We start from the raw sequence: 26,048 nt of genomic DNA, 5'->3' as shown, positions 1-26,048 counted from the left end.
CAGCGCCGTGCGCCGGCCCGTGCCGAGGCCGACCAGCACGGCTTCGCTGCCGGCCGCGGCGCCGGAGGCCGGGGCCGGCAGCCCGTAGACGCGCGCCGGGCCGAGGGCGGCCGCGAGAAAAGCGTTCGGCGCAAGCGCCTGCCGCAGCCGCTCCGCGAGCGGCGGCCCGTTCTCGCCGGCACGCTTGCCGGCGCCGCTGCGGCCGGCCGGGCGCAGCCGGCCGACCAGCACGAATTGTTCGTGCGGGAACAGCTCCGCCAGCACGGCGGGCGGAGCGGATTCGTCGGCGCCGTAGCCCGACGCCAACTTCTCCAGCACCGTCTCGGCGTCGGGGCCTTCGCCGCTGCCTTCGCCCGTATAGCGGATCGAAGCGATCCGCCGGGCCGTATTTTGCAGCACGCGCAGCAGCTCCTGCGTCTCAAGCTTCGGCTTGAGAATATAATCGGCCACGCCGTTTTGGAACGTGGACCGCACGTAATCGAATTCGCCGTAGCTGCTCAACACGATGACTTCGATGTCCGGATGGTGTTTTTTGATCAAACGGGTAAATTCTTCGCCTTCCATGATCGGCATCACGATATCGGTCAGCACGATATGGGGCCGCACGCGCTCGATCGCTTCGAGGCCTTCGCGGCCATTGGACGCTTCGCCCACGATCCGGAATCCGTACTGCTCCCAGTCCAGATAATGTTTGATGCCCTGGCGGACCAGCACTTCATCGTCCACGATCAGAATCCTGCATATGTTTTCCATTCCCGAGCCCCCTCTGGATGTCCGTTTGGTACCGTTTACAACATCGTATCACACTTGTTCGCCGAATCTCCACGGATCACGAAACAAGCCGTCTGCGGGCAGCGAGGCCCGGACGGCTTGCGGCAGCCTTTCAATTTCGTGCGCTGCGTGTGAGCCAACTGCGTTATTTTACCGTCATTCCCATCCGCTGCGCAATCTTCAGTTGGATATACGGTTTGGCGAACGCCGACAGCAGCACCAGGTAAGAGGCCGAGAGCAGCAGCGCATAGAGCCAGAACGTGCCTTCCTTGCCGTACAGGACGCCGAAGCGTTCCTTCGGCCCGCTATAGATCGGCTGCCCCGAAGCTTCGTTGTACGAGAACCAGTAATCGTAATAGATGCTGAACATCGACTGCGCGTAGAGCGCAAGCAGCACGGCGATCACGTTGATCACCGGGATGGCCGACAGCACCGAATTGACGAAGCCAAGCGCGAACCCGAGCAGCAGCGTCACGAAAAAGGTAGCAAAAAAGTGCCGGAGTCCCGTTTTCAAAATCGTGCCCGCGTTCATCCGCCCCCGCAGCGCCAGCCCCGGCAGGAAAAAAAGCCCGGCCGAAAGCAGGCGCACCGCAAGCCCGGCCAGCGCGCTGAACGCCAGCAGCTGCAATAGGGCAAGCAGCCCGTCGATCCAGCCCGCCTGCGCCGCTTCGTCGCCCGCCCCCGCCATAAATTGCAGCGTCAGCGCGAATAAAGAAAACAGCTTGATAACGTTGTCTCTCTGCGTGAGCAGCAGCAGCCCGATCGACGCAGCCGCAGGCAGCAGGAAGAACAGCAGATGGTATTTCAGAAAATCCCAGTACCCGGTTAAAACCGCTTGATTTCGTTCATGTCCGTAATCCCCGTGCCGGTATGTTGATCGATCGTCCATATTCGGTTCTCCTCCGTATGCCTATTTCCGGCCTTCTGCCGGACAGTCGTCGCCCATTATAGCATGCGGGGCTTGCATTCTACATCCCGATTCCCGCCAGCAGCGCCACTCCACCTTTTCGGCGTCCACCGATTTTATTCATTGCATCTCCTCCTCAAGCCGACTTCCCACAGTCTTTTCGTCTTGCCGTATCGATTCGATTCATCCTGCCGGCATTCCAGACGTTCCCAGTCCGCAGGCGGGAAAAAGGCTTCGATCTCGGATTCGTCAAAAAAGCGCCGGAGAATGCCTTCGCTGGCGTACAAATAAGGATCGTCCGCCGATGCCCGATCCCGCTTGCCGTCGCGTTCACCCACGGCATTCACGCGGCAGAGCAGCAGGCCGCCCGGCCGGAGCGACCGATGAATGTCCCCGATCAGGCGGTGCGTAACGTCGCGCGTAAAATAGTGCAGGCTGAGGTCCGCCACGATCGCCTGCAGCGTGCCGTCTTCGAACGGCAGCCCGATCTCCATATCCAGCTGCCGCGTGCGAATGCCTGGTTCTTCCCGGCGCAGCCGTTCCAGCGCCTGCTCCGACAGGTCGCAGGCAAGCACGTCGTACCCCGCCGCATGCAGCACGCGCGCGTTGTGGCCGAGCCCGCAGCCGAGATCGACGATCACGCCCCGGTCCGGACGGAGCAGGGCGGCGTAGCGTTCCAGCCAACCGTCGTGATCGCTGCAAAACGTCGGATCGGCGTAGGCGGCATTCCAATAGCGCTCGTCGAGCCGCGTCATGGGCGGGCCTCCCGCGGATCGCGCGGATCGAGCCGCTTCAGCACCTGCGCGACCCGCTCTTCCACGCTGCCGGCGCCTTCAAGCCGCAGGATCGGGCACGTCAGCTCTTCCATCCAGCTCTCCTGCTGTTTGAGGCTGCGCACTTCTTCGCCGGCATGGTCATACAGCGACGCCCATTCCAGGAAAGCCTGCGACGCTTCGTAACCTGCGCCTCCCGGCAGCGCTTCTTCGCCGTAGCGCTGAACTTCTCTCGCCCGCAGCCGATTCAATCGTTCTTCGGGCGGCACGTGCAGGAACACGACGAAGTCGAAGCGGGACTTGAATTCGTCGCCCCAGCCGCACACGGCGCCGGTCAGTATCCACCGTTCATACCGCTCCGTCTCTTCCCGCAGCAGCCTCGCCCGCTCCTGCGGCGGCCGGGCCTCGTCGAATTTGCGGCTCCAAAAGTAATCGTCGCCGTCCAGTACGGCATGCGGCAGATGCGCCGACAGCGCCCGGCCGAGCGTCGTCGCGCCGGAACCGGACGCGCCGAAAATATGCAAGCGGCGGTACGGGGTTATCAGGTTCATTGAAAGGCTCCTTTGCAGCAATTTTGCCAAGCTTCTCTCCAGGCTGTCACCCATCATTCATTCTCTGTTTTCTATTGTCTATTGTCCAAAATGCTTTCTAAGCTTTTTCGGTTCGGTCTTTTCGCTCCCGCAGTTCCCGGGCCAGCCGCAGCACAATGACCGCGATCACTACCCAGCCCACGAACAGCAGATACGTATTAATATGGAAAAAATGGCTGCTCATTCGAATCGAATCCAGCCCGCCCAGCATGTCTTCGGCCGCTTTCCGGTTCGGCTCGGTATCGGGTCGCGCCATGACTTCCAGCATCTCTTCGCGCAGCACCCGGTAGCGGATACGCTGAATTTCGAAGCCGGCGGCCTGATGCGCGGCCAGCCCGAGCAGCACGGCCGCAAGCGGCGCAGGGCCGAGCCGCATCAGCAGACCGTTCGTGAAATGCAGCTGCACCGGCAGCAGCAGGCCAAGCACCAGCAGCGGAATCCAGAGCAGCAGGCCCGGATTGCCGTTGCCTGCCGAATCGCCGGGTTCGGCTCCACCCGCGTTCAACAGGTAGAACAGGAAACCGATCAGCAGCAGATTGACCGCGACGGCAGCGGGATGCTTCAATCGGCTGCCGAGCGCGGCCGCCGAAAGACCAAGCACGAACAAGACCGCAACGACCGGCAGCACCAACCCGACCATGACCATCCCTCCTCCGGTTCGCATATATAAGCTTTTTATGCAAAAAGGCTTTTTTCCATGCAGATTGCTTATACATACAGATTTGTTATACACGCGCCGGGCGACTCCGCCCCTGCCGCAAAGATGATCCGTCTCACAAATTATGCCATAATGTACCGGAAGACGTCGCCCGAAATTCCGAATGGGTCCGATCCGGGTCCCGCCGATCCGACTCTAACCCTACGATCCCGACCCTATAACCCCCACCCTATAATCCCCACCCAAGGAGTGAACTTGCCATGCTGGAATCGATCCGTAAAAACAACGTAGACCGCTTCGCCGGATTCGGCGAGCTGTACGACCGCAGCCGTCCCGCCGCGCCGCCGGAAGTCGTGCGCATTCTCGAATCGTATCTGGGCCGTTCCCCGCGCCGGGTCGCCGACGTCGGCTGCGGCACGGGACTGTCGACGTTTCTGTGGCTCGACCGCGCCGACGAGATCGTCGGCATCGAACCGGGCGCGGACATGCGCGCCGTCGCCGAAGCCAAATGGGAAGCGGCCGGGCAGCCGGCGCGGCTCTACTTCCGCGCAGGCTACTCCGACGCGCTGGCCCTCGAAGACGGCTGGGCCGACCTGCTCACCTGCTCGCAGTCGTTCCATTGGATGAATCCGCAGCCGTCGCTGGCCGAGTTTGCCCGCGTCCTGCGCCCCGGCGGCGTGTTCGCCGCTTACGACTGCGACTGGCCGCCGGCGCTGAACGCCGACGTCGAAGCGGCGTACGCGGATTTTGCCGCGCTGGCCGACCGCCGCTCGTCCGAACTGGCACCGCGAGGCGAACAGGCGCACAAATGGCCGAAAGACCGGCATCTTGCCGAGATCGAAGATTCCGGCCTGTTCCGTTACAGCCGGGAGATCGTGTTCCACCACTGGGAGTCCTGCGACGCGCAGCGGTACGTGAACCTCGCGCTGAGCCAGGGCGGCACGCAAAACGCGATCAAGCGCGGCGCGCAGGACGTCGAAGCCGCGGCGGACGTGTTCAGGCAGCGGGTCGAGCGTTTTTTTGACGGAAAAGAAAAAGAAGTGCTGTTCGGCTACCGGATGCGGCTTGGCGTGAAGTGAGCGAAGACGCCGCAACGAAGGGCGGCGCGGTCCAGAGCGCCTTTTCGGGCGGACTCTCTCTATATGAAGTAAACGCCGGGTAAGGCCGAAAAGTTCGCTTCACGCTCAAAAGGAAGACCGCGGCGCGAGACTGGAGCTGCTTCAAACGTCAGGACGGACTTTTTTATACCAAGCCCAGCCCGCTGAGCGCCGTCCACAGGCCGGACACGAGGATCAGCCACAGCGAGAAGCGTTTGAACCGGGCTTCGTCGAGCCGGGTGACCGCGTTCGCTCCGGCCCAGGCGCCGAGCAGCATCGCGGGAATCGTCCAGAGCAGAAATCCGCCCGTGCCTTGATCCAGCAGTCCGCTTGCCGCGAACGAGAGCACGCTGACGATATTCAGGGCGACGCCGTTCAGCGCGAGATTCGCGCGAAACGCCTGTTTGCTCATGCCCTGATTGGACAGGATGAGCGCAATCGGCGGGCCGCTGACCGAGATGCTGCCGTTCAGCAGCCCGCTGAGCAGTCCGGCGGTCACGAAAGCGGTCCGCTCGCTGCGGATCGGCAGCGAACGCCCGAGCAGCATCAAGGCGGCGAATACGGCGATCAGGATGCCGGTGGCGGTCTTGAGGACGGCCGCGTCCACGGCGAGCAGCAGATACGTGCCGAACGGCGCCGCGACGACGCCGGCCGCGATCAGCAGCCAGACCTGACGCACGTTGACGTCGCGGCGATTCGGGAGCACGACCGTCAAACAGATAAACAAACTGAAAATGACGATGATCGGCACGGCCTCATGCAGCGGCATGAACAAGCTCAGCAGCGGCAGCGCAATCAGCGCGAAGCCGAAACTGGTCAGACTTTGGGCGAAGCTTGCGGCGAAAATAATGAGCATGGCACAGGCGATAACGCCGAATCCGGTCATGGGGGTCCTTCTTTCCTGGGCTTTGGTCTGGAGCGTATTGGACAAAGCATAGTCGCTGCGCTCTTTTCCGTCCATCATAGCGCATAAGCTTCCGCTTTCGCACACGGCTGGCGCCGGAGTTTGTTAAAATAACGGCCTGAAGGCTGTTATTTCGCGTATATTTGTTCCGTTTGAAAAATAATTGCGCACGGACACTTATTTTGCGTGTTTGTGGCGAGATTGGACGTTTTGTGGGCAAATAGCTGTCGCTGCGCAGTTATTTCGGAAAAACGGCCTTTTTGCGCTGAAATAACTGCTTGCTCGCACTTATTTGTGTGGGCGTGGGCGTACGGGTGCGCGNGACGTTTGGGTGCGCGGCGGATACGCAAGGCGAGCGGAATGCGACGTTTGGGTGCGCGGCGGATACGCAAGGCGAGCGGAATGCGACGTTTGGGTGCGCGGCGGATACGCAAGGCGAGCGGAATGCGGCGTTTGGGCACGCCGCGCCAAAAAGGCTGTTTCCCGATTACGTATCGGAAAACAGCCTTTCGGGTTCATACCGGATCGTATACCTTCCGGCGATCTTTTGCGCGGTCGGCGGCTAAGGTTCGGCGGCCGTGTCCGTATCGGCACGTCTTTTTGCTTCATTCGCCGGGCCCCGGCCTCGGCTCTGACGCCGGCTCGGTCCCGCCTCGCCGAGTCCCGCCCGGCCGAGTCCTGCCTGCGCGAGCCGGCTCAAATCCGAAGATCGCCCGGCGCTTCTTCCGCTTCGCGCTCGATGATCTCCATCGCGTCTTCCGGCCGCTTGGACTTGAACGACGCGATGATTCCGTCGAGATCTTCGCGATCGAGCAGCACGACGCCGTTATAGGCGGCGAGCTTGCGGCAGGCAGCGGTGTACCGGCCGGACGTCAGCACGACGGCGCGCTGCGCGCCGTATACGCGCATCGAGCCGTACACTTCCTGCACCGCGGACAGGCCGACCGGATTGCTCATCGCGTAGCGCTTGGCCTGCAGGACGGTTCGCGCCCCGTACCGGTCTTCGTACACCAGATCCGCGCCGAAATCGCCGCTTGCGCTCGTCCTGTGCACTTCCGCATAGCCGAGTGCCTCGAACAGACGGTGCAGATAGCGTTCGAAGTCCGAGCCGTCCAGCATGCCGTCGATGTCCTTGAGCGTGATCCGGCGCGGATCGAGCTGGCGCAAAATCCGGCTGCGGCGCAGAGCGGCCAGCCGCAGCGCCAGCAGAAGCAGCAGCCCAAGCGCGCCCAGCGCAATCCACGGCAGCGGCCCGCCCGGCAGCGCCGCGGATAGTTGATCCCACGTAGTCATGCTGCCGCTCACTCCTCCCGCTTCGGCTTCGCTGCCGGTCGCCGTTCTTCTTTTGACACGGACTGCACTTGCGCTGCCGTGTTCGCGTCCTTGTCCGCTTCCATGCCGGTATGCTTATCCGATTCCGCTTCCGTGTTCCCGCCCCTGTCGGCTTTCGCTTTTCCCGGATACGCTTCCGCTTCTCCCCGATTCGCTTCCCCGAGGTCCGCTCCCTCGCACGAATCTTCTTCGGACGGCAGCCTGTTCAGGATCGGTCCGGCCGCGAAGCGAACTTCGCCGGCATAGCCGATGCCCCGCAGAATAAAGGTCAGCATGTCTTCGACCTGGCTCTGCGCGTCCGGAAATTCTTCCTGCATGATCGCGGACAAGCCGCTCCCGTTATCGCCGAACAGTACGCTGCCGAGCAGCTGCACCATCGTCATATCGAGCGAACGAAAATGAAAATCGCCCCGTTCCCGGCCTTGTTCCAGAAACCCGCGAATCAGCTTCCAGGCCGGCAGAACGCGCTGCTGCACGAGAGCGGTGCGGGGCGTCTGAAGCACCATCTCCTGATGGATGATGCGCGAAATTTCGGGATCGGCGCTGCGAAACAGCACAATCTCCCGCACCATCGTGCAGAGCCCCTCAACCGGGTCGAGATCCATTTCGCCGAGAATCCGGCTCGCTTCGGCGATCGGAATGAACGCGTCGAGCACCGCTTCGTAGACATGCTCCTTGCCTCCGTAATAGTAGGAGACGAGCGACAGATTGGCGCCGGCTTCCGCGCAGATCCCCCGCACCGTCGTCGCTTCGAAGCCTTTTTGCGCCGTCAGCTTTTTCGCCGCCTGCACGATTCTTTTTTTCACGTGATCTTCTCTCATGCCCATGCCGTTTCCCCCCGCCCGAATCCGCTGCTGTCGTAACCTTTCCTCTGCCGAACTCCGTGCTTTATTATGTAAAAAGACCGCCGCTTCCGCGGCGGCCTTGCGTACTCCATTTTTCTATTGCGTACGCTTCTGACTCAATCCTACCATTAAGCTTCGGCCGCCGCCACAACGGGAGGAACCGGAGCCTTGTCGCGGCGCAGCGCCGTCGCTCCGACGATCAGCACCAAAGCTACTGCGAAGATAATCAGCAGCCCTGCGACGTCTCCGCCGGTACCCGTGCCGCCGAACAGCGTGTTCATCAGTCCGTCGACCGCGTAAGTGGCCGGGAAAATGCTGCCCAGCCCCTGGTAAAAGTCGGGCAGCAGCTCGCGCGGCATCATCGCACCGGACGAGACGAGCTGTACCGACAGCACCAAAATGTTGAACAGCATGCCCGCCATGCCGAACAGGAACAGGAACATTTGGGCCACGAACATGAAGGTCAGCAGGAACAGCGCCTGGAAGCCCCACAGCGCGAGGAAGCCGTGTTCCATCTGTCCGCCGAACGCCGCGACGAGCGACGTGCCCACGAGCGAGACGACGACCGATGCGGCAGCCGTCACGATCAGGCGGACCGCCATCCGCTGCCAGCGCCCGAAGCGGGCACCGAGCGCCATCGACGACACCTGGAAGTTCTGCCCCATGATCATCGCGCCGACGTACGAAGCGAGCACCATCATCATCGGCACCATTTGGTTGTTCATGCCCTGTACGACGTTGACCGATTCGATATTGGACACGACGCGTTCGGACATGACGCCCGCCGCGCTCTGCGCCGCTTCCGTAGGCAGATTGCCCTGCGTGGACAAGATCGCCGTCAGGCCGCCCGCGATCGCCTGCTTGTTGACGCCCGCCGTGATCGTGTCTGCGACCGACGTCATCATGTTCTTGATCATGACCGGATTCGATTCGTTGACGAAATAGTTCAGCACGGCCGGCTTCTGCGTCTGCGTCGCGGACGAGAAGTCCGCCGGAATCTCGACGACCATCTGCACTTCGCGCTTTTGCAGCATGTCCTGCGCTTGCGCCAGATCCATGCCTGTCTTGACGCCTACCGGCAGATTATCCTGCAGGTTCTGCACGATCGTGGCGCCCATTTTCTCGTCCTGGTTGACGATCGCCACGTTCAGACGGTCGATCCGATCGGTGATGCCCTGGTACCCCGTCATCCAGATGACGGTAAAAATCAACTGGAACAGCACGGCGGTAATGATGCCCACCTTGGTTGTCGGCAGTTTGAAGAACGCTTTGAATACCTGTCCCATCGTGATTCTCCTTTTCCCGGTTCCGCTCTGCGGATTCCGCTTAAACTTGTGTTTAAAACGTTTGTTTTAAACTTCGCTTCCGAATTATATATGAAAAAATATACACGGGTCAACCTTTATTTTCAATTTAAAATAATACATTCCGAACCGCGCGGTTAAGCCTTTTTGGACGACAAAAAAAGCCCGTCGGACCCCGATCCGCGGACTTCTTTTCAGCTGTGCTGCCGATTTGCTTTCATTTTCATGCCGTGCCGATTACTTCGCGGACGATTGGTCGGGACGTTCACGGCAGCCGGAAATCGGCTTCGCCGGCACCTCTTATTGGGCTTTGACCGTCACGTCGTACACGACCGGCACGTAGACGACCGCCGTAGCCGGATAGACGATGTTCGCGCTGCCCGGCTTGGGATCGATCGCTTCGTAGATAACGACGGCTTCCGAATCCGACACGAAATCGACCCGGCGAATCTTCAATCCGTAGCCGCTTCCCGGCAGGTTCGTGCGCGTCAGCGTCACTTTGTTGAACTCGGGATCGACGTTCTCCACTTTGTAGGTGACCGTCGCCGTACCGGAAGACGCGTAGCTTTTGTTCACCATGCGCTCGGCGGCATAGATCATCTGCGCCGCTTCCATGCGGGTGATCGCGTTCGTCGGCCGGAAGTTCTTTTTGCCGTCGAGCGTCGCGATCTTCGTCAGCAGCAAATATTCGACCGCCACGCGATTTTTGGACGCGATTTGCTTGGCATCCGCAATCGACGTGTATTTGCTGACTTTCGCGTAATTGCCTTTTTGCAGCAGGCCGAGATACAGCAGCTTGGCGAACTGCTGGCGCGTCGGGTTGGCGTTCGCGTTCCAGGTCCCGTCGATCGTAACTCCGCGCTCCAACGCCGTTTTGAGCGCCGGCACATACCACGCGGTTTGCGGCACGGACACGAACCATCCGGGCACGTCCGTTTTTTTCTTCGCGGCGTCCAGCCCGATCGCGTCGACGATCAACTGCACGGCCTGCGAATTCGTCAGCTTGGCGTTCGGAGCGAACTTTTCGGCGGTCACGCCCTGAATGAGTCCTTTGTCCTGCAGCGATTGGACGATCTCCGCCTGTCCTTTGTCCGTAATGTCCGAAAAAGCATAGGCCGGCGTAACCCCGAGCAGCAGGCCGGTCGCGACGGCCGCCGCCAGCATGCGGGTTACTGTATGGCTTCGCATGATGATTCCCCCCGGTCGTTCTGTGGTTGATCGTGCTCTTTCGTATCATACCATCCCAAACGGCGTTCGTTCGCCGATTCCGCACTCTTTTCCGCAAAATCGTTCGATGTCACTTCGCCCCCGCTCTCCCGCGCCAAAACGGGTATACTAAGAAAGCAGGCCGCTGCCGGCCCAAAACGCCGCGCAGCCGGCAAAATCACGCACCCGAGGGAGCCTTACCGCCATGAAACCGAATTACGTGGAGATCGATCTGTCCGAACAATGGGAATCGCTGCTGGCGCAGTCCGGCGAACAGGCCGTTCTGCTGCTCAAGCACAGCACCGCCTGCCCGATCAGCGGGGCGGCTTTCAAAGAATTCAAAGTGTACACCCGCAAACCGAAACGCCCGATCGTCTGCGCGCTGGTCAAAGTGATCGAATGTCGCGCCGTCTCCAACGATATCGAAGAAGCGCTCGGCATCAAACACGAATCGCCGCAGGCGCTGTTGATCCAGAGCGGCAAAGTGCTGTGGCACGCCTCCCACTGGGACATCACGTACGAGCGGATCGAGCAGCAGGTAAACGCGCAGATTGCGAAAGGGTGACGGCGAAAAAAGGACGAATCGAACAAGTCGGGAAAGGAACGTCGGACATGAACGATAGGGAAAAGCTCCGCGCCGAATTCGACGCGGAGTTTCTGAAAGATTTGGCGGCGGCAGCCGGCGATGGAGGCGAAGATGGCGGCGCAGCAGCTCAAGCCGAAACGGCAGGAGAAGACCGCGGCGCAGCAGCAGGAGAAAAAATCCAGCCGTCCGAAGAGGACGAACTGGCGGATCTGGCTCCGTTTACCCGCGCGGTCGTCGCGACGATCCGCGCTATCCCCGAAGGACGGGTCATGAGTTACGGCCAGGTGGCCGCCGCGTCCGGCAGTCCCCGCGGAGCGCGGCAGGTCGTGCGCATTCTGCATACGCTGAGCCGCAAATACGGGCTCCCCTGGCACCGGGTCGTCAACATCCGCGGCGAAATCGCGCTGGACGAAGACGGCGGCGGCAGCGAGCAGCAGCTTCGCCTCGAAGCCGAAGGCGTCGAGTTCGGCTTGGCCGGCCGGATCGACCTGAGCCGGTACCGGCATGAAGCCGACCCGGGCGCCCGGGATGAGAGCGGCGCGAAAAAGCCGGGCAATGACAGCGAAAGCGGAGGCGCAAGCGAAAGCGGCGAACAGCAGGCGGGCAGCGGCAAACGATAGCGCTCAAGCCCGCGATAGGCTGGAGTGGGCGGCGGCTGCCGCGATCGCCCGAACAGGCGCCGCTTCGCTACAGGCGTGTTGTTGAGTGGCAGGTGGCAATCTGCCAGCTGCCACCTGCGAACCGGCTTCATCCTTCCCAACGAGAAGCTACACTGCCAAAAAAGCAGCGTAGCACGCGTTTATGGACGTTTCCGGCAGCTACGTTGCTTTTGTAGCAGCGTAGCTTGTCGTTCCTGTCGCTCCTGCCAAGACCGGACGAGTCTGATCGGCAGATTGACCAGTGTCCGATCCGAGATCTTTTTGGCTGACGCTTTTGGCGGCAGTTTCATACGCTTGGGACGTGCCTCTTCAAGGCCCGGGCTTCTCACGGATCGTCCTCAGTTTAAGACGCAAGGATTGGGTTAAGAATCCCAGCTTCTCCGCCCACTTCCGCCTGCTCTAGCCGCTCACGGGTATCATGCCGTGTAGCGGCTTTTTGTTATACAAGCGCCTTTTCCCCAAAAAACGGCTGAATCGACGTACCCCGTTCTACCCCGTTCGCCCGATTCATTCAGTTCCAATTCACCCGGTTCCGATTCGCTCAACTCCCTCGCTTGTCCCGCCAGAGCAGGCCCGGCACGGCGCGGACATAGATCAGCTCGCCGAGCAGCTCGATCAGCGTCTGCGCGACGATAACGGCCGCGGCGGCTCCGGCCGCTTCGCCCGGCAGCGCAAGCGCAAGCGGCAGCACGACGAGCGAATTGCGCGTGAACGCGCTGAAGATCAGAGCCCGGCCGCTGCCGTCTTCCAGCTTCAGCAGCCGGCCGATCAATGCGGCCGCAATCGGCGCAAGCAGCAGAAAGCCGATATAGATCGGCAGCACGCGCAGCACCGGCACCGGATCGGACACGATCCGGCCGATCTGCGACGCCGTGACGGCGATCAGCACCAGTGCCATCACAGGCACCGGAAGCCAGGCCGCCGCGCCCAACGCGCGGGCGCCGGCACGATTGGCTTGGCCTCCACGCTCTCCACGCTTCGCCCACAGCTGCGTCAGCACGGCCGCGGCGAGCGGCAGCACGATCAGCGTCAGGAACGCTTCGACGAACGGGCCGGCTTCGACCAGGGCGGCGGCTTCTTTTCCGGCAAAAAGATTCAAGTACAGCGGCAGCAGCGCCAGCTGAAGCACGAACAGCACCGGCGTGGCCGCGGTCATCGCTTTCTCGTCGCCTTTGCCGAGCGCCGTGAAGACGATCACGTAATCGATGCACGGTGTCAGCAGTACGAGACAGACGCCGATCAGGGCCGCTTCCGTCTGCGGGAACAGCGTCAGCAGCCCCCAGACGATCAGCGGCACGACGACGAAGTTCGTCAGCAGCAGCGCGCCCATAAACCGTCCGTTCGCGAGCGCTTCGCGCAGCTTCAGAAACGGAATCAGCGTGAACATCCCGTACAGCAGCACCGCAAGCAGCGGAGCGATCAGCGGCTGCATCCCCCGGCCGAGCGGCTCGCCGAGCAGCCCGGCCGCAATCCCCAGGACAATCGCGACCAAATACACCGCAATCTGATGCCGCTCCAACGCTTCCCTTTTTACCATCCCCGCTCTACCCCTTTTCCCTATCGACCGTAATCCTCACATCTCTCGCGGCGATCCGTTCGGCCTGAACGCGATGTTTCGGGCATGCCGCAGCTTGTTCAGAACGGCCGGCCTGTTCTCGATTCGATGATTGTCTACACTAAGATACTGCAGCCGCTTGAGATTGGCCAGCTCGCCGGGCAGATCTCTCAAGCCGCTGTAGGTGATATGCAGCGCTCGCAGCCGTTCCAGCTGTCCGATCTCTTTTGGCAAAAAAGTCAGCTTCAATTGTTCCCGGGCCGGCACGGTCCATTTGGGATATTGATTCGGCTGCGGATGACTGCCATTGTAGATACTCAACTCTTCCAGCTTGAGCGCCCGTCCGATCGATGCCGGAATGCCGTGCAGATTGCTCGTCATGATGCTTACTTCCGTCAGCAGCGGCAGATCGAACAGCTCGTCCGGCAGCACTTCAATATCGGGATCGAACAGATTGAGAATGCGCAGGTCTTGAAGTTCGTGCAGACGGGGCAGCAGCTTCGCCATGCCGATACCCGTAAATTCGAGGCGATCCGCCCCGTGGTAGAGGGCCGCTTCGAACAGTTCTTCCGCGGACGGCGGCGATTCGGGATCGACCAGCATCGTGCCGCGCAGCGTTTCCTTGAGCAACTTCGCTTCTTCCTTCGTCACGCGCAGCTCCCGATAGCCTTCGTGCGTGACCGTCCACAGCCAGTCTTCGCCGTCCGCCGTCTGAAAACAAAGATCTTCGGGCAGCTTCCCGCCGAGCCAACCAAGCAGGTGATCCGTGTGCTTTTTGAGAATGGCTGCCGCCTCGGGTCCGCATTTCCATACATAGACCGTGAGATCGTAAGGAAAACTTTTTTTGTGGGTCCCGTATTTTGTCTCTACCCACTTTTCCCCTGCCAAAAAAGGCTTCAACTCTTCCACGATCGGCAGCGCAAACGCAGGCGGAATATCGTATTCAGGACCTTCCGGCCCGCGCGTGTCCATCAGCGAAAACGTCTCGCAGCGTTCCATCGCGTAGTCGATCAGACGTGTATAAGCTTCTCCGTAAGGGTCGTTGGCAATGTGCATGGGCGGCTCCTTTTCTTTTACCTCTATATGATATGGACCGATTATGTAGACAAACGCCCGCTCCAACCGCACATCCCCCCGACGCATCCGCAAACAATTTCGCCGGGGTTCCTTTTGGTTTTACTCTTTTGCCTATACAATAAAAGATAATGAGTTTCGCCCGGATGGCACAAGCCTATTCCACGAATTTTCAACCTAGGAGACCTATAGATGATCAAATCGCAGCGCCTTAACCAAATCAAGGAATACGTGTTCGAACATCAATCCGTCTCGCTCGAAGAGCTGGTGCGGCACTTCGGCGTGTCGATGAATACGATCCGCCGGGACGTCAAAGACCTGGTGGACGCCGGTGTGTTTCGCAAAGTATACGGAGGCGTGTCGGTCAACCATTCCACGCTGGTCGTGTTCGACGAGCGCAAAGACCGCAACCTGAGCAAAAAGCAGGAGATCGGCCGGCTGGCCGCGCAGCATGTCGAAGACGGCGACGTGATCTTTGTCGATTCCGGCACGACGACGCTTGAACTGCTGCCTTACATCAGCCACAAACAGCTCACCGTCGTCACCAACAATTTCGATTTTATCCATCAGGCCAAGCCGTATCCGGGACTGACGATCTTCTCCACCGGCGGCATGTTCGAGCGCAAAACGGACTCGTTCGTCGGCTTCCAGAGCATCGAACTGCTCAAAAAGTACAATATTACCAAAGCGTTCGTCGCCTCCACCGGCGTCTCGCTGACGAACGGCGTCACCAATTCCTCGCCGCTTGAGACGGATCTCAAAGCGACCGTGGTCCAGAAAAGCCTGAACGTGTTCCTCCTGATCGACGACAGCAAATTCGACAAATACGCGCTGACCACGTTCTGCATGCTGAGCGACATCGACGTGCTCGTGACGAACAGCGTGCCTGACGAAGCTTACGTACAGTATGCGCGGGAACATCAGGTGCGGATCGTGACGCCTTGAACCCTTGAACAGGAGGGCTGAACCCGGTACGGGGGAAAATAAGAACGGGAAAACGGTGCGGGTTCGGGCAGTTTTCTGCTTCCGGTACGGCTAGCCGTCTTCCGGTGCCGGTCGGATACGAGGTACGGCAGAGTTACGGGAAAATATAGATGTTGTGCTTGTCGGTATAAAAAAAGCCTCTGCGGAAGGAGTGTCCTTCGCGCAGAGGCTTCTTTTTGCATAGACCGGCACGATTGCCGCAGCGCAGCCCGACTTTGCGAGCGAGTGCGGCATAGGCCCAGCTAGATCGAGCTAGACCGAGCTAGGCCGAGCTAAATGTGTTCATTTCGCTCACATTTTCACGTCAAAACGGCTCTGCTGCCGAAAATGCTGCCTATATGATCACTTTTTTGCTTAAAAAAGGCCTCATCACGGCAAAAACGGCGAAAATGTGTTCATTTCGCTCACATTTCCGCCGATTCAGTCTTTTTCCGCCTGAAATGTGGTCGAAAAGTCAACATTTCGCCTGGAGTGCCTCACTTCACCCCATCAATACTGCTTCGCCGTCTTGAGCATCTCCGCCCGGCGCGCGTACGCGGCCTGGACGGCTTCGCTGCCCGATACTTCGGCGACGCCGACGTTCCACCAGTTGTCGTAGCCTTCGCTCATCGTCTTGGGCAGCACTTTCATCTCGATCAGCGTTGAGACGTCTTGACGTTTGGCGTCTTCGATCGCGGCTTGCACTTCTTCGGCCGTGTTCGCGCGGTAGACTTTGGCTCCATAGCCTTCGGCGATTTTGGCGTAATCGATATTCATGATCGCGCCCCGGTGGTCGCGGAATTCGCACTGGAAGCTGCCGCCGCCGTTGCCCATCTGCAAGTTGTTGATGCAGCCGAAGCCGGAGTTGTCGAACAGCATAATATTGATCTTGTTGCCGGTCTGAAGCGCCGTCACCAGCTCGGAATGCAGCATCAGGAAGCTGCCGTCGCCGACGATCGCGTACACTTCGCGGTCCGGCTTGGCCAGACGCGCGCCGAGCGCGCCGGCCACTTCGTAGCCCATGCACGAATACCCGTATTCCAGATGGTACGTATTCGGCACCTTCACATTCCACAGCCGCTGCAGGTCGCCCGGCAGCGAGCCGGCCGATGAGATGACGATGCTGTCCGGACTCACCGCTTCGTTGATCGCGATCAGCGCGGTCGTCTGCGCAAGTTCCGTGCCGAGCGCGTCGGCGTATTCGTTCAGCGTCTCCTGGGCGAAATGGCCTTTGATCTCCGGATCGAAGCCTTCGCGCTCGAACGAGATGCCGCCCAGGCGATTCCGTTCGGCGTCCCATGCGGCCTTCAGTTCCGCGATGCGCGTGCCGAACTCGCTCTCGTAGCCGCCGAGCCGTTCGTGCAGCGCCGCGATCGATGCTTTGGCGTCCGCGACGACGGACAGCCCTTCCAGCTTGTACGTCTGCATTCGGCTGACGTTGATGTTCAGGAACGACGTCTTGTCGAAGTCGAACGCCGTTTTGGACGAAGTCGTAAAGTCGGTGTACCGGGTGCCGATGCCGATCACGAGATCCGCTTCGCGCGCCGCGGCGTTGGCGGCCGACGTCCCGAGCACGCCCGTGCCGCCGAGATGGTTGGCGAACGTGTACTCGACCGTCGATTTGCCGGCATGCGTCTCGACGAGCGGAATGTTGTACGCCTGCGAGAACGCGATCAGTTCTTCGCGGGCGCCGGAATATTTCGCGCCGCCGCCGACGAGCAGCAGCGGCTTGCGGCTGGCCCGGATCAACTGCGCCGCCGCGTCCAGTTCGCGTTCGCTCGGCTGGAGGCGGTCCATGTAATGCACTCTTTTGCGGAAAAAGCCTTCGTCGTAATCGAACGCTTCCCCTTCGGTGTCCTGGCAGATGCAGATCGTCGCCGGACCGCTGCGGGCCGGATCGGTCAGCACTTCGAACGCCCGCAGCAGGCTGCTCATCAGCTGCTCGGGACGCGTGATCCGGTCCCAGTAGCGGGATACCGGCTTCAGCGCGTCGTTGGTCGTGACGGCGAAGCTGTATTCCTGCTCGAACTGCTGCAGCACCGGATCGGGCTGGCGCGAAGCGAACGTGTCCGCCGGCAGCAGCAGCACGGGCAGATTGTTGGCGAGCGCCGTCGCGGCCGCCGTGACCAGGTTGGCCGAACCGGGGCCGGAAGACGCGGTCACGGCGTAGATGCTGCGGCGCAGCTTTTCTTTGGCGTAGGCGATCGCGGAATGCGCCATGCCCTGCTCGTTTTTGCCCTGAAACACTTTCAGATGGCCGGGGTCCTGCTCCAGCGCCTGGCCGATCCCGAGCACGTTGCCGTGCCCGAACACGGTAAAGACGCCTTCGACGAACGGCGTCTCTTCCCCGTCGAAGGAAATGTACTGCTGGTTCAGAAATTTGATCAGCGCCTGCGCTGTCGTCAATCGAACGGTCTGGCCCATAGGGATATCCACCTTTGCTTCTTGGATTGGAAACAGGCGGCGCCTTCCGCTCAGAGAAGGAGCCGCCTGTCGGAACGTGTGCGGGGCGAAAGGTTTTAACGGTCTTGATGGTATCGGCGGTCTTGACGTAACGGTCTTGTAATCGTCTTATGCCGGAAAAGAAAGCCGGCCGCGCAGCTCATGCCGATTCATACCGACTTGTGCCGACTCAGCGCGACTCAGGCGTGCGGCATGGGTTGTCCGGCGATCAGCGCTTCGATCTCGCCCACGGCAGGCATCGCGTCCGACGAGCTGTGCCGGCTGACGACGATCGAAGCCGAAGCGCTGCCGTAGCGGAGCGCCGTCTCCAGGTCTTTGCCGCGGATCAGCGCGTACAGGAACGCCGAAGCGTACGAATCGCCCGCACCGAACGTCTTGAGCACCTGCGTCCGGTAGGCGTGCGCCCGGAATGTGCCGCCTTCGCGCGTATACGCGTACGAACCTTCGACGCCGTGCTTGATCACGACGATCTCCGGCGCGTGCCTGAACAGATTCGCCGTCGTGGCTTCGTTGGCGCCACCGACGGCGTTCTCCATAATGTCGTATTCGTCGCGCGTGCCGATCACGATATGGGCCTGCTCGGCGACGAGCGAATAATAGACGGCCGTCTCTTCCGGCGTCTTCCACGTGTACGGCCGGTAATCGAGCTCGAACACGATCTTCACGCCGTACTTTTTGGCCGCCTGCACCGCGGTGAGCACCGCTTCGCGCGACGGACTCTGCGCCAGCGCCGTGCCGGACACGACCAGCATGCCGGCGCGCCGGATATAGTCTTCGTCCACTTCGTCCGGTCTCAGGTACAGATCGGCCACGTCGTCGCGGTACATGAGAATGCTGCATTCGTCGGGACTTTTAATCTCGGTAAAAGCAAGCCCCGTCTTGTGTCCTTCGGTATCGACGGTCAGGCCCGACACGTCGATGCCCGCCCGCTCCATATAGCCGCGGATAAAGCGTCCGTGCTGGTCGTCCGCGATCTTGCCGACGAAGCCGGCCCGGAGTCCGAGCTTGGCCGAGCCGATCGCGATATTCGCGGGCGAGCCGCCGACGTATTTCGTAAACGTCATCGTCTCTTCCATCGGGCGGTTGTATTCGGTCGCGTTCAGGTCGATGCACGCCCGCCCGATCGCGATCAGGTCGAACTTGCCGCCGCTTGCTTCACTGGTCATTGGTTCACAGCCCCTTTGGCTTATCGCTTATTTCCTTGTCCGGCATGGTCCGGCGTGCGCAGTGTCAGTCGCGGTCCAGAATCCAGGCATGGTCCGGGTCGTTGTGGAATTTCCATACCCGCGTCGGTCCGGCCATTACATTCAGGTAGTAGGACGCATACCCGTCGGGCACGCCCACCGGATGGTAGCCGGCCGGCACGATCACGACGTCGCCGTGTTCCACCGCCATCGTCTCGTCCAGGCTGCGGTCGTCCGTGTACACGCGCTGGAACACGAAGCCCTGCTTCGGATCGAGTTCGTGGTAATACGTTTCTTCCAGAAACGATTCGTCCGGCAGGTTGTCGCGGTCGTGCTTGTGCGGCGGATAGCTGGAGAAGTTGCCGCTGTCCGTGTACACCTCGACGACGAGCAGGCTGCTGGCCGAAGGATCGGAATCCGGCAAAATATTGTGCACCGTGCGCCGGTTCTGGTATTTGCCGCGCTGCTCGCTCCCGACGTCCCGCGCCGCGATAAGCTTCGTCGGCAGCGGATGCAGCGACGGCGAGTAGCACAGCGCCACCTGCGCCGCCGTTACGCTTTCCACGCGAATCGTCTTGCCCCCGGACACGAATACGCTGTCGGTCGCTTTGCGTTCGAACACGCTCTCCCGGGTGCCGATCCCGGCAAAAACATGTTCCCCTTCGGTTACCGTAATCCGGCCGGTCAGCGCCACGATGCAGCATTCGTCGCCGGCGAGCGTCTCTTCGTACGCCGCGCCCGGTTCCAGCCCGATCAGCCGGAACCCGACGTACGCTAGGCCGGAATCCTGTTTCATCACTTCCTGAACGATCTTCGCTTCCCCGCGCTGTTCGTTAAGCGGTTTGCGCTGTAGATGACTGACCACGTACAGGCCTCCTTTTCCCGCGATCTCTCTGCGGATTGAACGGTTTGTATGCTGCTTAATCGAAAGTCGGTTCCGTGTAACGCGCCGTTACGACTTTTTTGCGGGTATAGAAGTCGACGCTGTCTTTGCCGTTGGCGTGCAGCGTGCCGTAGAACGACGATTTCCAGCCCGAGAACGGGAAGAATGCCATCGGGGCGGGGACGCCGAGATTGATCCCGAGCATGCCGGCGTCGATGTTTTCGCGGAAGTAACGGATCGCGTGCGCGTTGCCGGTAAACAGGCAGGCGCCGTTGGCGAATTCCGATTTGTTGGCGATCTGCACGGCTTCCTTGAGATTTTTGACGCGGATGACGGACAGGACCGGCGCGAAAATCTCGTCTTTCCAGATCGTCATGTCCGGCGTCACGCCTTCGAAGATCGTCGGTCCGATAAAATAGCCGTCGTCCGACATCCGCTCTCGTCCGTCGGTCAGCAGCGTCGCGCCTTCTTCGAGTCCTTTTTCGATATAGGACAGGGTGCGCGTCTTGTTCTCTTCGCGGATAACCGGGCCGAGGAACACGCCGTCGTCCAGTCCGTTGCCCATCGTGACGCCGAGCGTCTTCTCTTTGAGCCGGGCGATGAATTCGTCTGCGATGCCTTCTTCGACGGTCAGCACCGCGCACGCCATGCAGCGTTCGCCCGCCGAGCCGAACGCCGCGGAGACGACGTTCGTGATCGTGTCTTCGATATGGGCATCGTTCAGCACGATCGTATGGTTCTTCGCTCCGGTGAGCGCCTGCACGCGCTTGAGGTTCTCGCTGCCTTTTTTGAACACGTATTCGCCGACCGGCTTGGACCCGACGAACGAGATCGCCTTGATCTCCGGATGCTCCAGAATGCCGTTGACCACGTCATGCGCGCCGTACACGATATTGAACACGCCGTCCGGCAGGCCCGCTTCGGTAAACAGCTCGGCCAGTCTCTCCGTCAGCAGCGGCGTGCGCTCGGACGGCTTGAGGATAAAAGCGTTGCCGAGCGAGATCGCCATCGGGAACATCCAGCACGGCACCATCATCGGGAAGTTGAACGGGGCGATCCCGCCGACCACGCCGAGCGGATAACGGTAGTTCGCCGCTTCGACGTCCGTCGCGATCGTCGCGAGCGAATCGCCCATCATGAGCGAAGGCGTGCCGGCCGCGAATTCGACGTTCTCGATGCCGCGCTGCACTTCGCCGCTCGCTTCGCTCAGGCTTTTGCCGTTCTCGAGCGTGATCAGCCGGGCCAGTTCGTCTTTGTGCGTGCTCAGGAGCTGCTGGTAATTGAACAGGATGCGGGCGCGCCGGGGGACCGGCACTTTTTTCCATTTCTCAAAAGCCGCCTGCGCGACTTCCGCTGCATGATCCGTATCCTCTTTGGTAGATAGGGGAACCCGGCAGATCACTTCTTTGGTAGCCGGATTGTAAACGTCTTCATATTCGGTCGTCCGGCTCTCGATCCATTGGCCGCCAATATAGTTCTTGAGCTTTCTCGGGGCAGTCGGGGTGGTGGACATGGTGTGGCTCCTCTCGCAGTCGTGTCCGGCGCGCAACGCTGTTCGCCAAAACCGCTGTCACTTTTGATCATGTTTTGATTATATTTGTATGATATATAAACCGAACTTGCCCGTCAAGAGCAAATAACGGCTCGGAGAGCGCAATTCCGGCAGAAAGACTGCGATTACGAAAAGAATAGAAGCGGCTTCTTGTGTCTCGATTTTAACTTGTATCCGTTTCCAATACAAATCCGCAGCCATTTTCTCTCGTTGAAAAGATTACGTTTGGACCTTTTTTAATTAACTATTGATTATGTTTTGGACATTATTTATAATTCGGCGTATCAACCCAACAGGAGAATGCCTATGAAAGTTCGACGGCTTCAAGAAATCGAACACTATATCCATACCCGCAAAAATGTCACGCTGGACGAACTGTGCCTGATCTTCGACGTGTCCAAAAACACCATTCGGCGCGACATCAACCAGATTCTGCAAAGCGGCTCGATCGAAAAAGTGTACGGCGGCGTCGTATCGGTCACGGAACTGATTCCGTTCGAGAACCGCAACGTCGAATACCGCGACCAGAAAGCGGACATCGGACGCCTCGCCGCCGCCTACGTCGAAGATCACGACCTGATCTTTATCGACTCGGGCACGACGACGTGCACGATGATCGAATTTCTCGATCCCGACAAGCCGCTCACGATTCTGACGAACAGTCTCGACGTCATCAACGGAGCCGCCGGCATGCCGAACGTCGATTTGCTCGTGCTCGGCAGCACGTACAAGCGCAAGACCCGCTCGTTCGTCGGCGTGGACGACGCGCGGACGCTCGCCAAATACAACGTGAACAAAGCGTTCCTGTCCGCGACCGGCGTCAGTCTCGCCCACGGCCTGACCAATTCCGACCTGCTGGAACACGAGATCAAAAAGTCGATCGCAAGCCGCGCCCAGCAGCGCATCCTGCTGGCCGATCCGAGCAAATTCGGCCGCTCGACGCTGCTGACCTACGCCGCGTTCTCGGATCTCGACGTGCTCGTCACGTCCGAAGGCCTGCCGGACGAATACGCCGAAGCGTGCCGCAGCCACGGCATCGCTCTGCGGCGGGCTTGACGGTTGACGCGTTCGGAGACGGCTTCCGGGCAGTCGAATATTTGCAAAAAAAAGACGAAGCGGCGTAATCTTTCCGCTTCGTCTTTTTTGTAGGTCTGCACGCTGTGCGGCATGCCGCGTTCCAGCCCGTTCATTTCGCCGGAGCGTCGATCACTTTCATCCGGGCCAGCATGCGGTTCAAGGCGGCCGCTCCTTCCGCCCGGGTCGCCGAGTCTTTGGGCGCGAATCGGCCATCCGGCTTGCCCTGCATCAATCCGGCTTCCATCAACGCGGATACCGGTTCGTAAGCCCATGGGGACAGCTCCGCCTGGTCGGCCAACGCCTTCGCGGCGCCGGTGCCTGCCTGCGACGCCAGGCCCGCAGCACCGTCCTCAAAAACCACGGCGCGGAAAAGCGCGGAAGCCATTTGTTCGCGCGTCAGCGCCTCGTCCGGCCTGAAGAAGCCGTCCGCATCGCCGTTCATTAATCCGGCTTGTTTGGCGGCTTCGACCGCTCCGCCGTACGGATGTTCCTTCTCCAGATCGACAAATCCCGATGCCGGCCGGTTCTCGGACAGACCCAGGCCGCGGACGAGCCAGGCCGCGAATTCGGCACGGGTCAGCGCACGTTCCGGCGCAAATTGATCGTCGCTTACGCCTTCGACGATCAATTTGTCGGCAAGCGTCTCGACGTAAAATCTGCCCCAGTGATTTGCCATATCCGCAAATGTATGTTTGGAAGACACGACCGCAAGCCAGTCTTCATCGCTGCGCGTCGTGGCGACGAACCGTGTCCGCGAAGCGTCCCGCACAAACAGCGAAGGCACAAAGCGCATCCGCCCATCCGCACCGATCGAGATGACCGTCGAAGCTGCGGGATCGAGCGGCGCGGGTAGGACGATGATTTTTTTCCCGGAAGCGCCCTCGATCTTTTCGACCGGTTGGCCGTCAAGCGACAAACAGAAATGCACGGGCGCCCCGATCAGCGCGGCTCCGCGCTTCGCCGCTGCCGCTGTCCAACTGTCGACAACGTCCGAAGACGCTTGGCGAATGCCGATCGTCGCGACCTGGATATGGTCCAGCACAGGCAGCGAAGCAAGCGGCAGTTCATAACCTGTGCCGCCCACTTCCAATGTGATTACGGTATCGGGCTGCCGTTTGCGCTTGATGTCCAGAGATTCGCTCGGCAAATCGAGCAAAACGACCGGAAGGTCCGTTTGAACGGAAAGGCGGATGTCCGGGCCTACGTCGGCAAACGCCTGCTCCAGCGCGGCGGCGTCAGGCTTGAGCCGGACCGTCGCCCGACCGTCGGAGTCGACCTCCTTCGACGTGCGCACTTGAAGCGGCTGACCGTTAATGTCCAGCGTCAACACCGTCGGTCGCACGATGGGCTCCGGAACATCCGGTTCCCATGTCGGAGCGGGCGAAGTTTCCGGCACGACGTCCGGCTGCGGTTCCGGCCGGGGTAGCGGTTCCGGTTGGGGTTGCGGCTCTGGTTCAGGCTTCGGCTGAGGCAAAGGTTCTGGCTTAGGTTCCGGCTGCGGCACCGCAATCGGCTTTAACGCAATCCGGCCGACGTCCGTCTCCTGATCCGCCGCGACCTCCGCGCTTTGCCGCGCCTCTTCGTACCCTTCCGCGCGTATAAGCAGCTGTTGGATGCCGACAGCGATCCTCTCCAGCTTGAACCGGCCCTCACTGTCCGTCGTGCCGTCAGGGCCGCCGTCCAGCGAAACGGCCGCCCCTTCAAGCGGCTTTCTATCGCTGCCATACACCGCGCCGATCACCGTACCGGATTGCGCGGATACCGTAACGGCCGCTTCTGCCGTATGTACACCGTCTGCGGACACGGCCGTAATGACGGCCGTGCCTGCGGCGCGCGGACGAACCTCTCCGCGCGGATCGACGACCGCTACCGATTCGTCGCTGGAGCTCCAGCGCAGCGTCGGCATGACCGCGCCTTCAGGCTCGACCACGACGGTCAATAAGGCCGATGGCCCGTCCGGGACCAGCGCAAGCGTGTTCGGTTCCAGACGGACCGCACTTACGGGGACGATCCGGCGAATATCTCGCGCTTCCAGAACGAACCGCTGCCAAGCCTGAATCCGGTAATTCCCTGTACGCTCCGGGTCGTTCACTTCAAACAGCCGCAGAATGCGCCCCGGCGCCGCATCGGCAATATCGGTGCCGATGACGTACGCGACCGCTCCCTGCGGCAGCGGATCTCCCACGAACGGCGGCCGGGAAGCCGCGGCAGCCGGGTCTTCCCACGCATAAGCAAAAGTATGCCCCGGCTGCGTAGGCACGGCAGCCCGGGTGCTGCCGTGCTGCGTTCCGGGCTCTACCGCCGCATCGGCAAGGCGCGGGGCCGGCGTGTCCACCACGAGCTGCAGCGTACGTTGTGCAACGGCGGAACCGGCATCCGACACCGAGACCGTCACGGCGTATGTACCGGCTTTTGCGGGCGTACCTTTCAGTTCCCCGGAAGGCGTCAGCGTCAGACCTTCGGGAAGTCCGGAAGCGGTCCAGACCTTTGTTCCGCGCGCTCCGTCGTAGGCGTCCAGCATCGCGCTATACGATTCATGTTCAGCGCCGCGGGGAAGTTCGGTCGTCAGCACTTCCGGGCGCAGATACGGGTACCCGCCATTGACCGCGGGGTGAATGGTCCACGTATGCGCAAAATCCCAGCCCGTGTAAGTTGACTGCCGCTTCATCTCTGCCGTCGTTTTGCCGTAAATTTCAACTTCGCTCTCATACGTATCGGATGCGCCAAGGATCGTACCCGCCGCCACGAAGTCGTAGTATAAGCCTTTCATGCGGCTTCGGTTCACATAGGCGGCGATCGCTCCCTTGTAACCGGAGGTTGTCGGATTTCGCATCGAAACGGCCCCGGTCGAATAAGCGTTTCTTACACCATTTAACTTGTTGATAAAGTTAAAATTCATCTGATAGCCTACAATGCCTGCGATAGCTCCGAAAGCGACAGGACGATTTTTAATCGGTTCGTTATCGATCCTGCCCGTAAAGTAAGAGTCGCTTATGTCTCCGATATGCATATTCCCTACAAGCCCGCCTCCATGCAAATTATCCGACTCGCTTACCGTCACGGAGGCTGCGGAAGAAGAGCGGGACAATGTCGCATTGTGGAGAGCTCCGACGATTCCCCCAACAACGGAGACTCCCGGGTCTATGTATCCGCCGTATACACGGCCTTCCGTATGGACGCGGTCGACGCTGCCTCCATTCTGGGAGCCTGCAAGCGCGCCCGCCGCGGAACCGCCCTGTACGTCCGCCCTCAGGTTGAGGGACTGAATCCGCCCTTTGCTCTCGCCCAAAAATCCGTTATGTTTCCGGGTATCGTTATGAAGCAGCAGCCCGGTAATCCAATATCCCCGACCGTCGAACGTCCCACTGAACGGAGCACGGCCATTGCCGCCGAGCGGAACCCAGTCCAGGCCCGACAGATCGATATCGGCGGTGAGGCGAATATTTTGCGTCAAATAAAGCTCCTGATTGCGATCGATATACGCCAACTGTTCCCGATTGGACACCACAACCCAGCCGTTCTCGACAGGCGGGGCCGTTTGGGCCGTTTGCCGTTCGTCCGCCGCTTCGGCCGGCAGCATGCCCCACTGTCCCGACACGAGAAGAACGGCAAGCAGTATTTTCAGGATGGATCGATGTTTCTTCACTTTCTGTTCACTTCCCCTT

At 60.5% G+C, this 26,048-nt stretch carries 22 protein-coding genes; 5 read left to right on the top strand and 17 right to left on the bottom strand.

The window, feature by feature from the left end:
• From FTE24_RS08960 to FTE24_RS08940, 5 genes are all read right to left on the bottom strand, one after another.
• Nucleotides 1–753 (bottom strand): response regulator (locus FTE24_RS08960; RefSeq protein WP_160441703.1); only part of this gene is annotated, 753 nt, incomplete at its 3' end.
• Between the two features lie 163 nt (nt 754–916).
• Complete coding sequence (locus FTE24_RS08955) at nt 917–1,660, bottom strand: hypothetical protein (RefSeq protein ID WP_150232985.1); 744 nt, start codon at nt 1,658–1,660, stop codon at nt 917–919.
• 134 nt (nt 1,661–1,794) lie between these two features.
• The gene (locus FTE24_RS08950) at nt 1,795–2,433 is read right to left on the bottom strand and encodes a class I SAM-dependent methyltransferase (protein ID WP_150232983.1); all 639 of its coding nucleotides are present in this window, start codon (nt 2,431–2,433) and stop codon (nt 1,795–1,797) included.
• A complete protein-coding gene (locus FTE24_RS08945; RefSeq protein WP_150232981.1) occupies nt 2,430–3,002 on the bottom strand; it encodes an AAA family ATPase in 573 nt (190 codons plus the stop codon). The genes FTE24_RS08950 and FTE24_RS08945 overlap by 4 nt, the downstream gene beginning before the upstream one ends.
• A 97-nt stretch (nt 3,003–3,099) precedes the next feature.
• Complete coding sequence (locus tag FTE24_RS08940) at nt 3,100–3,681, bottom strand: hypothetical protein (protein WP_150232979.1); 582 nt, start codon at nt 3,679–3,681, stop codon at nt 3,100–3,102.
• A 278-nt stretch (nt 3,682–3,959) separates the two neighbouring features.
• Between FTE24_RS08940 and FTE24_RS08935 the strand changes: the two genes are divergently transcribed.
• Entirely contained in the window at nt 3,960–4,778 is an 819-nt protein-coding gene (locus FTE24_RS08935; protein WP_150232977.1) for a class I SAM-dependent methyltransferase, read from the top strand.
• Nucleotides 4,779–4,941: 163 nt separating this feature from the next.
• Here FTE24_RS08935 and FTE24_RS08930 read toward each other — a convergent pair whose 3' ends face one another.
• The 5 genes from FTE24_RS08930 to FTE24_RS08910 all read right to left on the bottom strand — a co-directional run bounded on the left by FTE24_RS08930 (nt 4,942) and on the right by FTE24_RS08910 (nt 10,369).
• Nucleotides 4,942–5,760, bottom strand: a complete 819-nt coding sequence (locus tag FTE24_RS08930) for a sulfite exporter TauE/SafE family protein (protein WP_237401700.1) — start codon at nt 5,758–5,760, stop codon at nt 4,942–4,944.
• A gap of 636 nt (nt 5,761–6,396) precedes the next feature.
• On the bottom strand, nt 6,397–6,993 hold the full coding sequence (locus tag FTE24_RS08925; protein WP_150232975.1) for a restriction endonuclease: 597 nt from the start codon (nt 6,991–6,993) through the stop codon (nt 6,397–6,399).
• An 8-nt stretch (nt 6,994–7,001) separates the two neighbouring features.
• Complete coding sequence (locus FTE24_RS08920; RefSeq protein WP_150232972.1) at nt 7,002–7,859, bottom strand: TetR family transcriptional regulator; 858 nt, start codon at nt 7,857–7,859, stop codon at nt 7,002–7,004.
• 146 nt (nt 7,860–8,005) lie between these two features.
• Entirely contained in the window at nt 8,006–9,163 is a 1,158-nt protein-coding gene (locus tag FTE24_RS08915; RefSeq protein ID WP_150232970.1) for a YhgE/Pip domain-containing protein, read from the bottom strand.
• A gap of 318 nt (nt 9,164–9,481) precedes the next feature.
• Nucleotides 9,482–10,369: an S-layer homology domain-containing protein gene (locus tag FTE24_RS08910; protein ID WP_150232968.1), complete on the bottom strand. Its 888-nt coding sequence runs from the start codon at nt 10,367–10,369 to the stop codon at nt 9,482–9,484.
• 223 nt (nt 10,370–10,592) lie between these two features.
• Here FTE24_RS08910 and ytxJ point away from each other — a divergent pair, with 223 nt between their 5' ends.
• Both ytxJ and FTE24_RS08900 read left to right on the top strand, forming a co-directional pair.
• Nucleotides 10,593–10,952, top strand: a complete 360-nt coding sequence (ytxJ, locus tag FTE24_RS08905) for a bacillithiol system redox-active protein YtxJ (protein WP_150232966.1) — start codon at nt 10,593–10,595, stop codon at nt 10,950–10,952.
• 230 nt (nt 10,953–11,182) lie between these two features.
• On the top strand, nt 11,183–11,593 hold the full coding sequence (locus FTE24_RS08900; RefSeq protein ID WP_150233526.1) for an MGMT family protein: 411 nt from the start codon (nt 11,183–11,185) through the stop codon (nt 11,591–11,593).
• 580 nt (nt 11,594–12,173) lie between these two features.
• On the opposite strand, the gene FTE24_RS08895 is transcribed toward FTE24_RS08900, so the two are convergent.
• Nucleotides 12,174–13,169 carry an arsenic resistance protein gene (locus FTE24_RS08895; RefSeq protein WP_150232964.1) on the bottom strand — a complete coding sequence of 332 codons (996 nt, stop codon included), beginning with the start codon at nt 13,167–13,169 and terminating at the stop codon, nt 12,174–12,176.
• A 36-nt stretch (nt 13,170–13,205) separates the two neighbouring features.
• Nucleotides 13,206–14,243, bottom strand: coding sequence for a leucine-rich repeat domain-containing protein (locus FTE24_RS08890; protein ID WP_150232962.1), 1,038 nt, complete (start codon nt 14,241–14,243; stop codon nt 13,206–13,208).
• 210 nt (nt 14,244–14,453) lie between these two features.
• Here FTE24_RS08890 and FTE24_RS08885 point away from each other — a divergent pair, with 210 nt between their 5' ends.
• Complete coding sequence (locus tag FTE24_RS08885; protein ID WP_150232960.1) at nt 14,454–15,206, top strand: DeoR/GlpR family DNA-binding transcription regulator; 753 nt, start codon at nt 14,454–14,456, stop codon at nt 15,204–15,206.
• Nucleotides 15,207–15,734: 528 nt separating this feature from the next.
• Here FTE24_RS08885 and iolD read toward each other — a convergent pair.
• From iolD to iolA, 4 genes are all read right to left on the bottom strand, one after another.
• A complete protein-coding gene (iolD, locus tag FTE24_RS08880; RefSeq protein ID WP_150232958.1) occupies nt 15,735–17,648 on the bottom strand; it encodes a 3D-(3,5/4)-trihydroxycyclohexane-1,2-dione acylhydrolase (decyclizing) in 1,914 nt (637 codons plus the stop codon).
• A gap of 218 nt (nt 17,649–17,866) precedes the next feature.
• Nucleotides 17,867–18,853: a 5-dehydro-2-deoxygluconokinase gene (gene iolC / locus FTE24_RS08875; RefSeq protein ID WP_150232956.1), complete on the bottom strand. Its 987-nt coding sequence runs from the start codon at nt 18,851–18,853 to the stop codon at nt 17,867–17,869.
• A 64-nt stretch (nt 18,854–18,917) separates the two neighbouring features.
• Nucleotides 18,918–19,736 carry a 5-deoxy-glucuronate isomerase gene (iolB, locus tag FTE24_RS08870; protein WP_150232954.1) on the bottom strand — a complete coding sequence of 273 codons (819 nt, stop codon included), beginning with the start codon at nt 19,734–19,736 and terminating at the stop codon, nt 18,918–18,920.
• 55 nt (nt 19,737–19,791) lie between these two features.
• Nucleotides 19,792–21,267, bottom strand: coding sequence for a methylmalonate-semialdehyde dehydrogenase (iolA, locus tag FTE24_RS08865; RefSeq protein ID WP_150232953.1), 1,476 nt, complete (start codon nt 21,265–21,267; stop codon nt 19,792–19,794).
• 345 nt (nt 21,268–21,612) lie between these two features.
• Here iolA and FTE24_RS08860 point away from each other — a divergent pair, with 345 nt between their 5' ends.
• Nucleotides 21,613–22,362, top strand: a complete 750-nt coding sequence (locus FTE24_RS08860; RefSeq protein WP_150232951.1) for a DeoR/GlpR family DNA-binding transcription regulator — start codon at nt 21,613–21,615, stop codon at nt 22,360–22,362.
• A gap of 130 nt (nt 22,363–22,492) precedes the next feature.
• On the opposite strand, the gene FTE24_RS08855 is transcribed toward FTE24_RS08860, so the two are convergent.
• Nucleotides 22,493–26,029, bottom strand: coding sequence for an S-layer homology domain-containing protein (locus FTE24_RS08855; RefSeq protein WP_160441702.1), 3,537 nt, complete (start codon nt 26,027–26,029; stop codon nt 22,493–22,495).
• Between the last annotated feature and the right edge of the window lie 19 nt (nt 26,030–26,048).

The organism is Saccharibacillus sp. WB 17 (assembly GCF_008634075.2).
GTDB lineage: Bacteria > Bacillota > Bacilli > Paenibacillales > Paenibacillaceae > Saccharibacillus > Saccharibacillus brassicae.
This window is presented reverse-complemented; position numbering and strand designations above follow the sequence as displayed.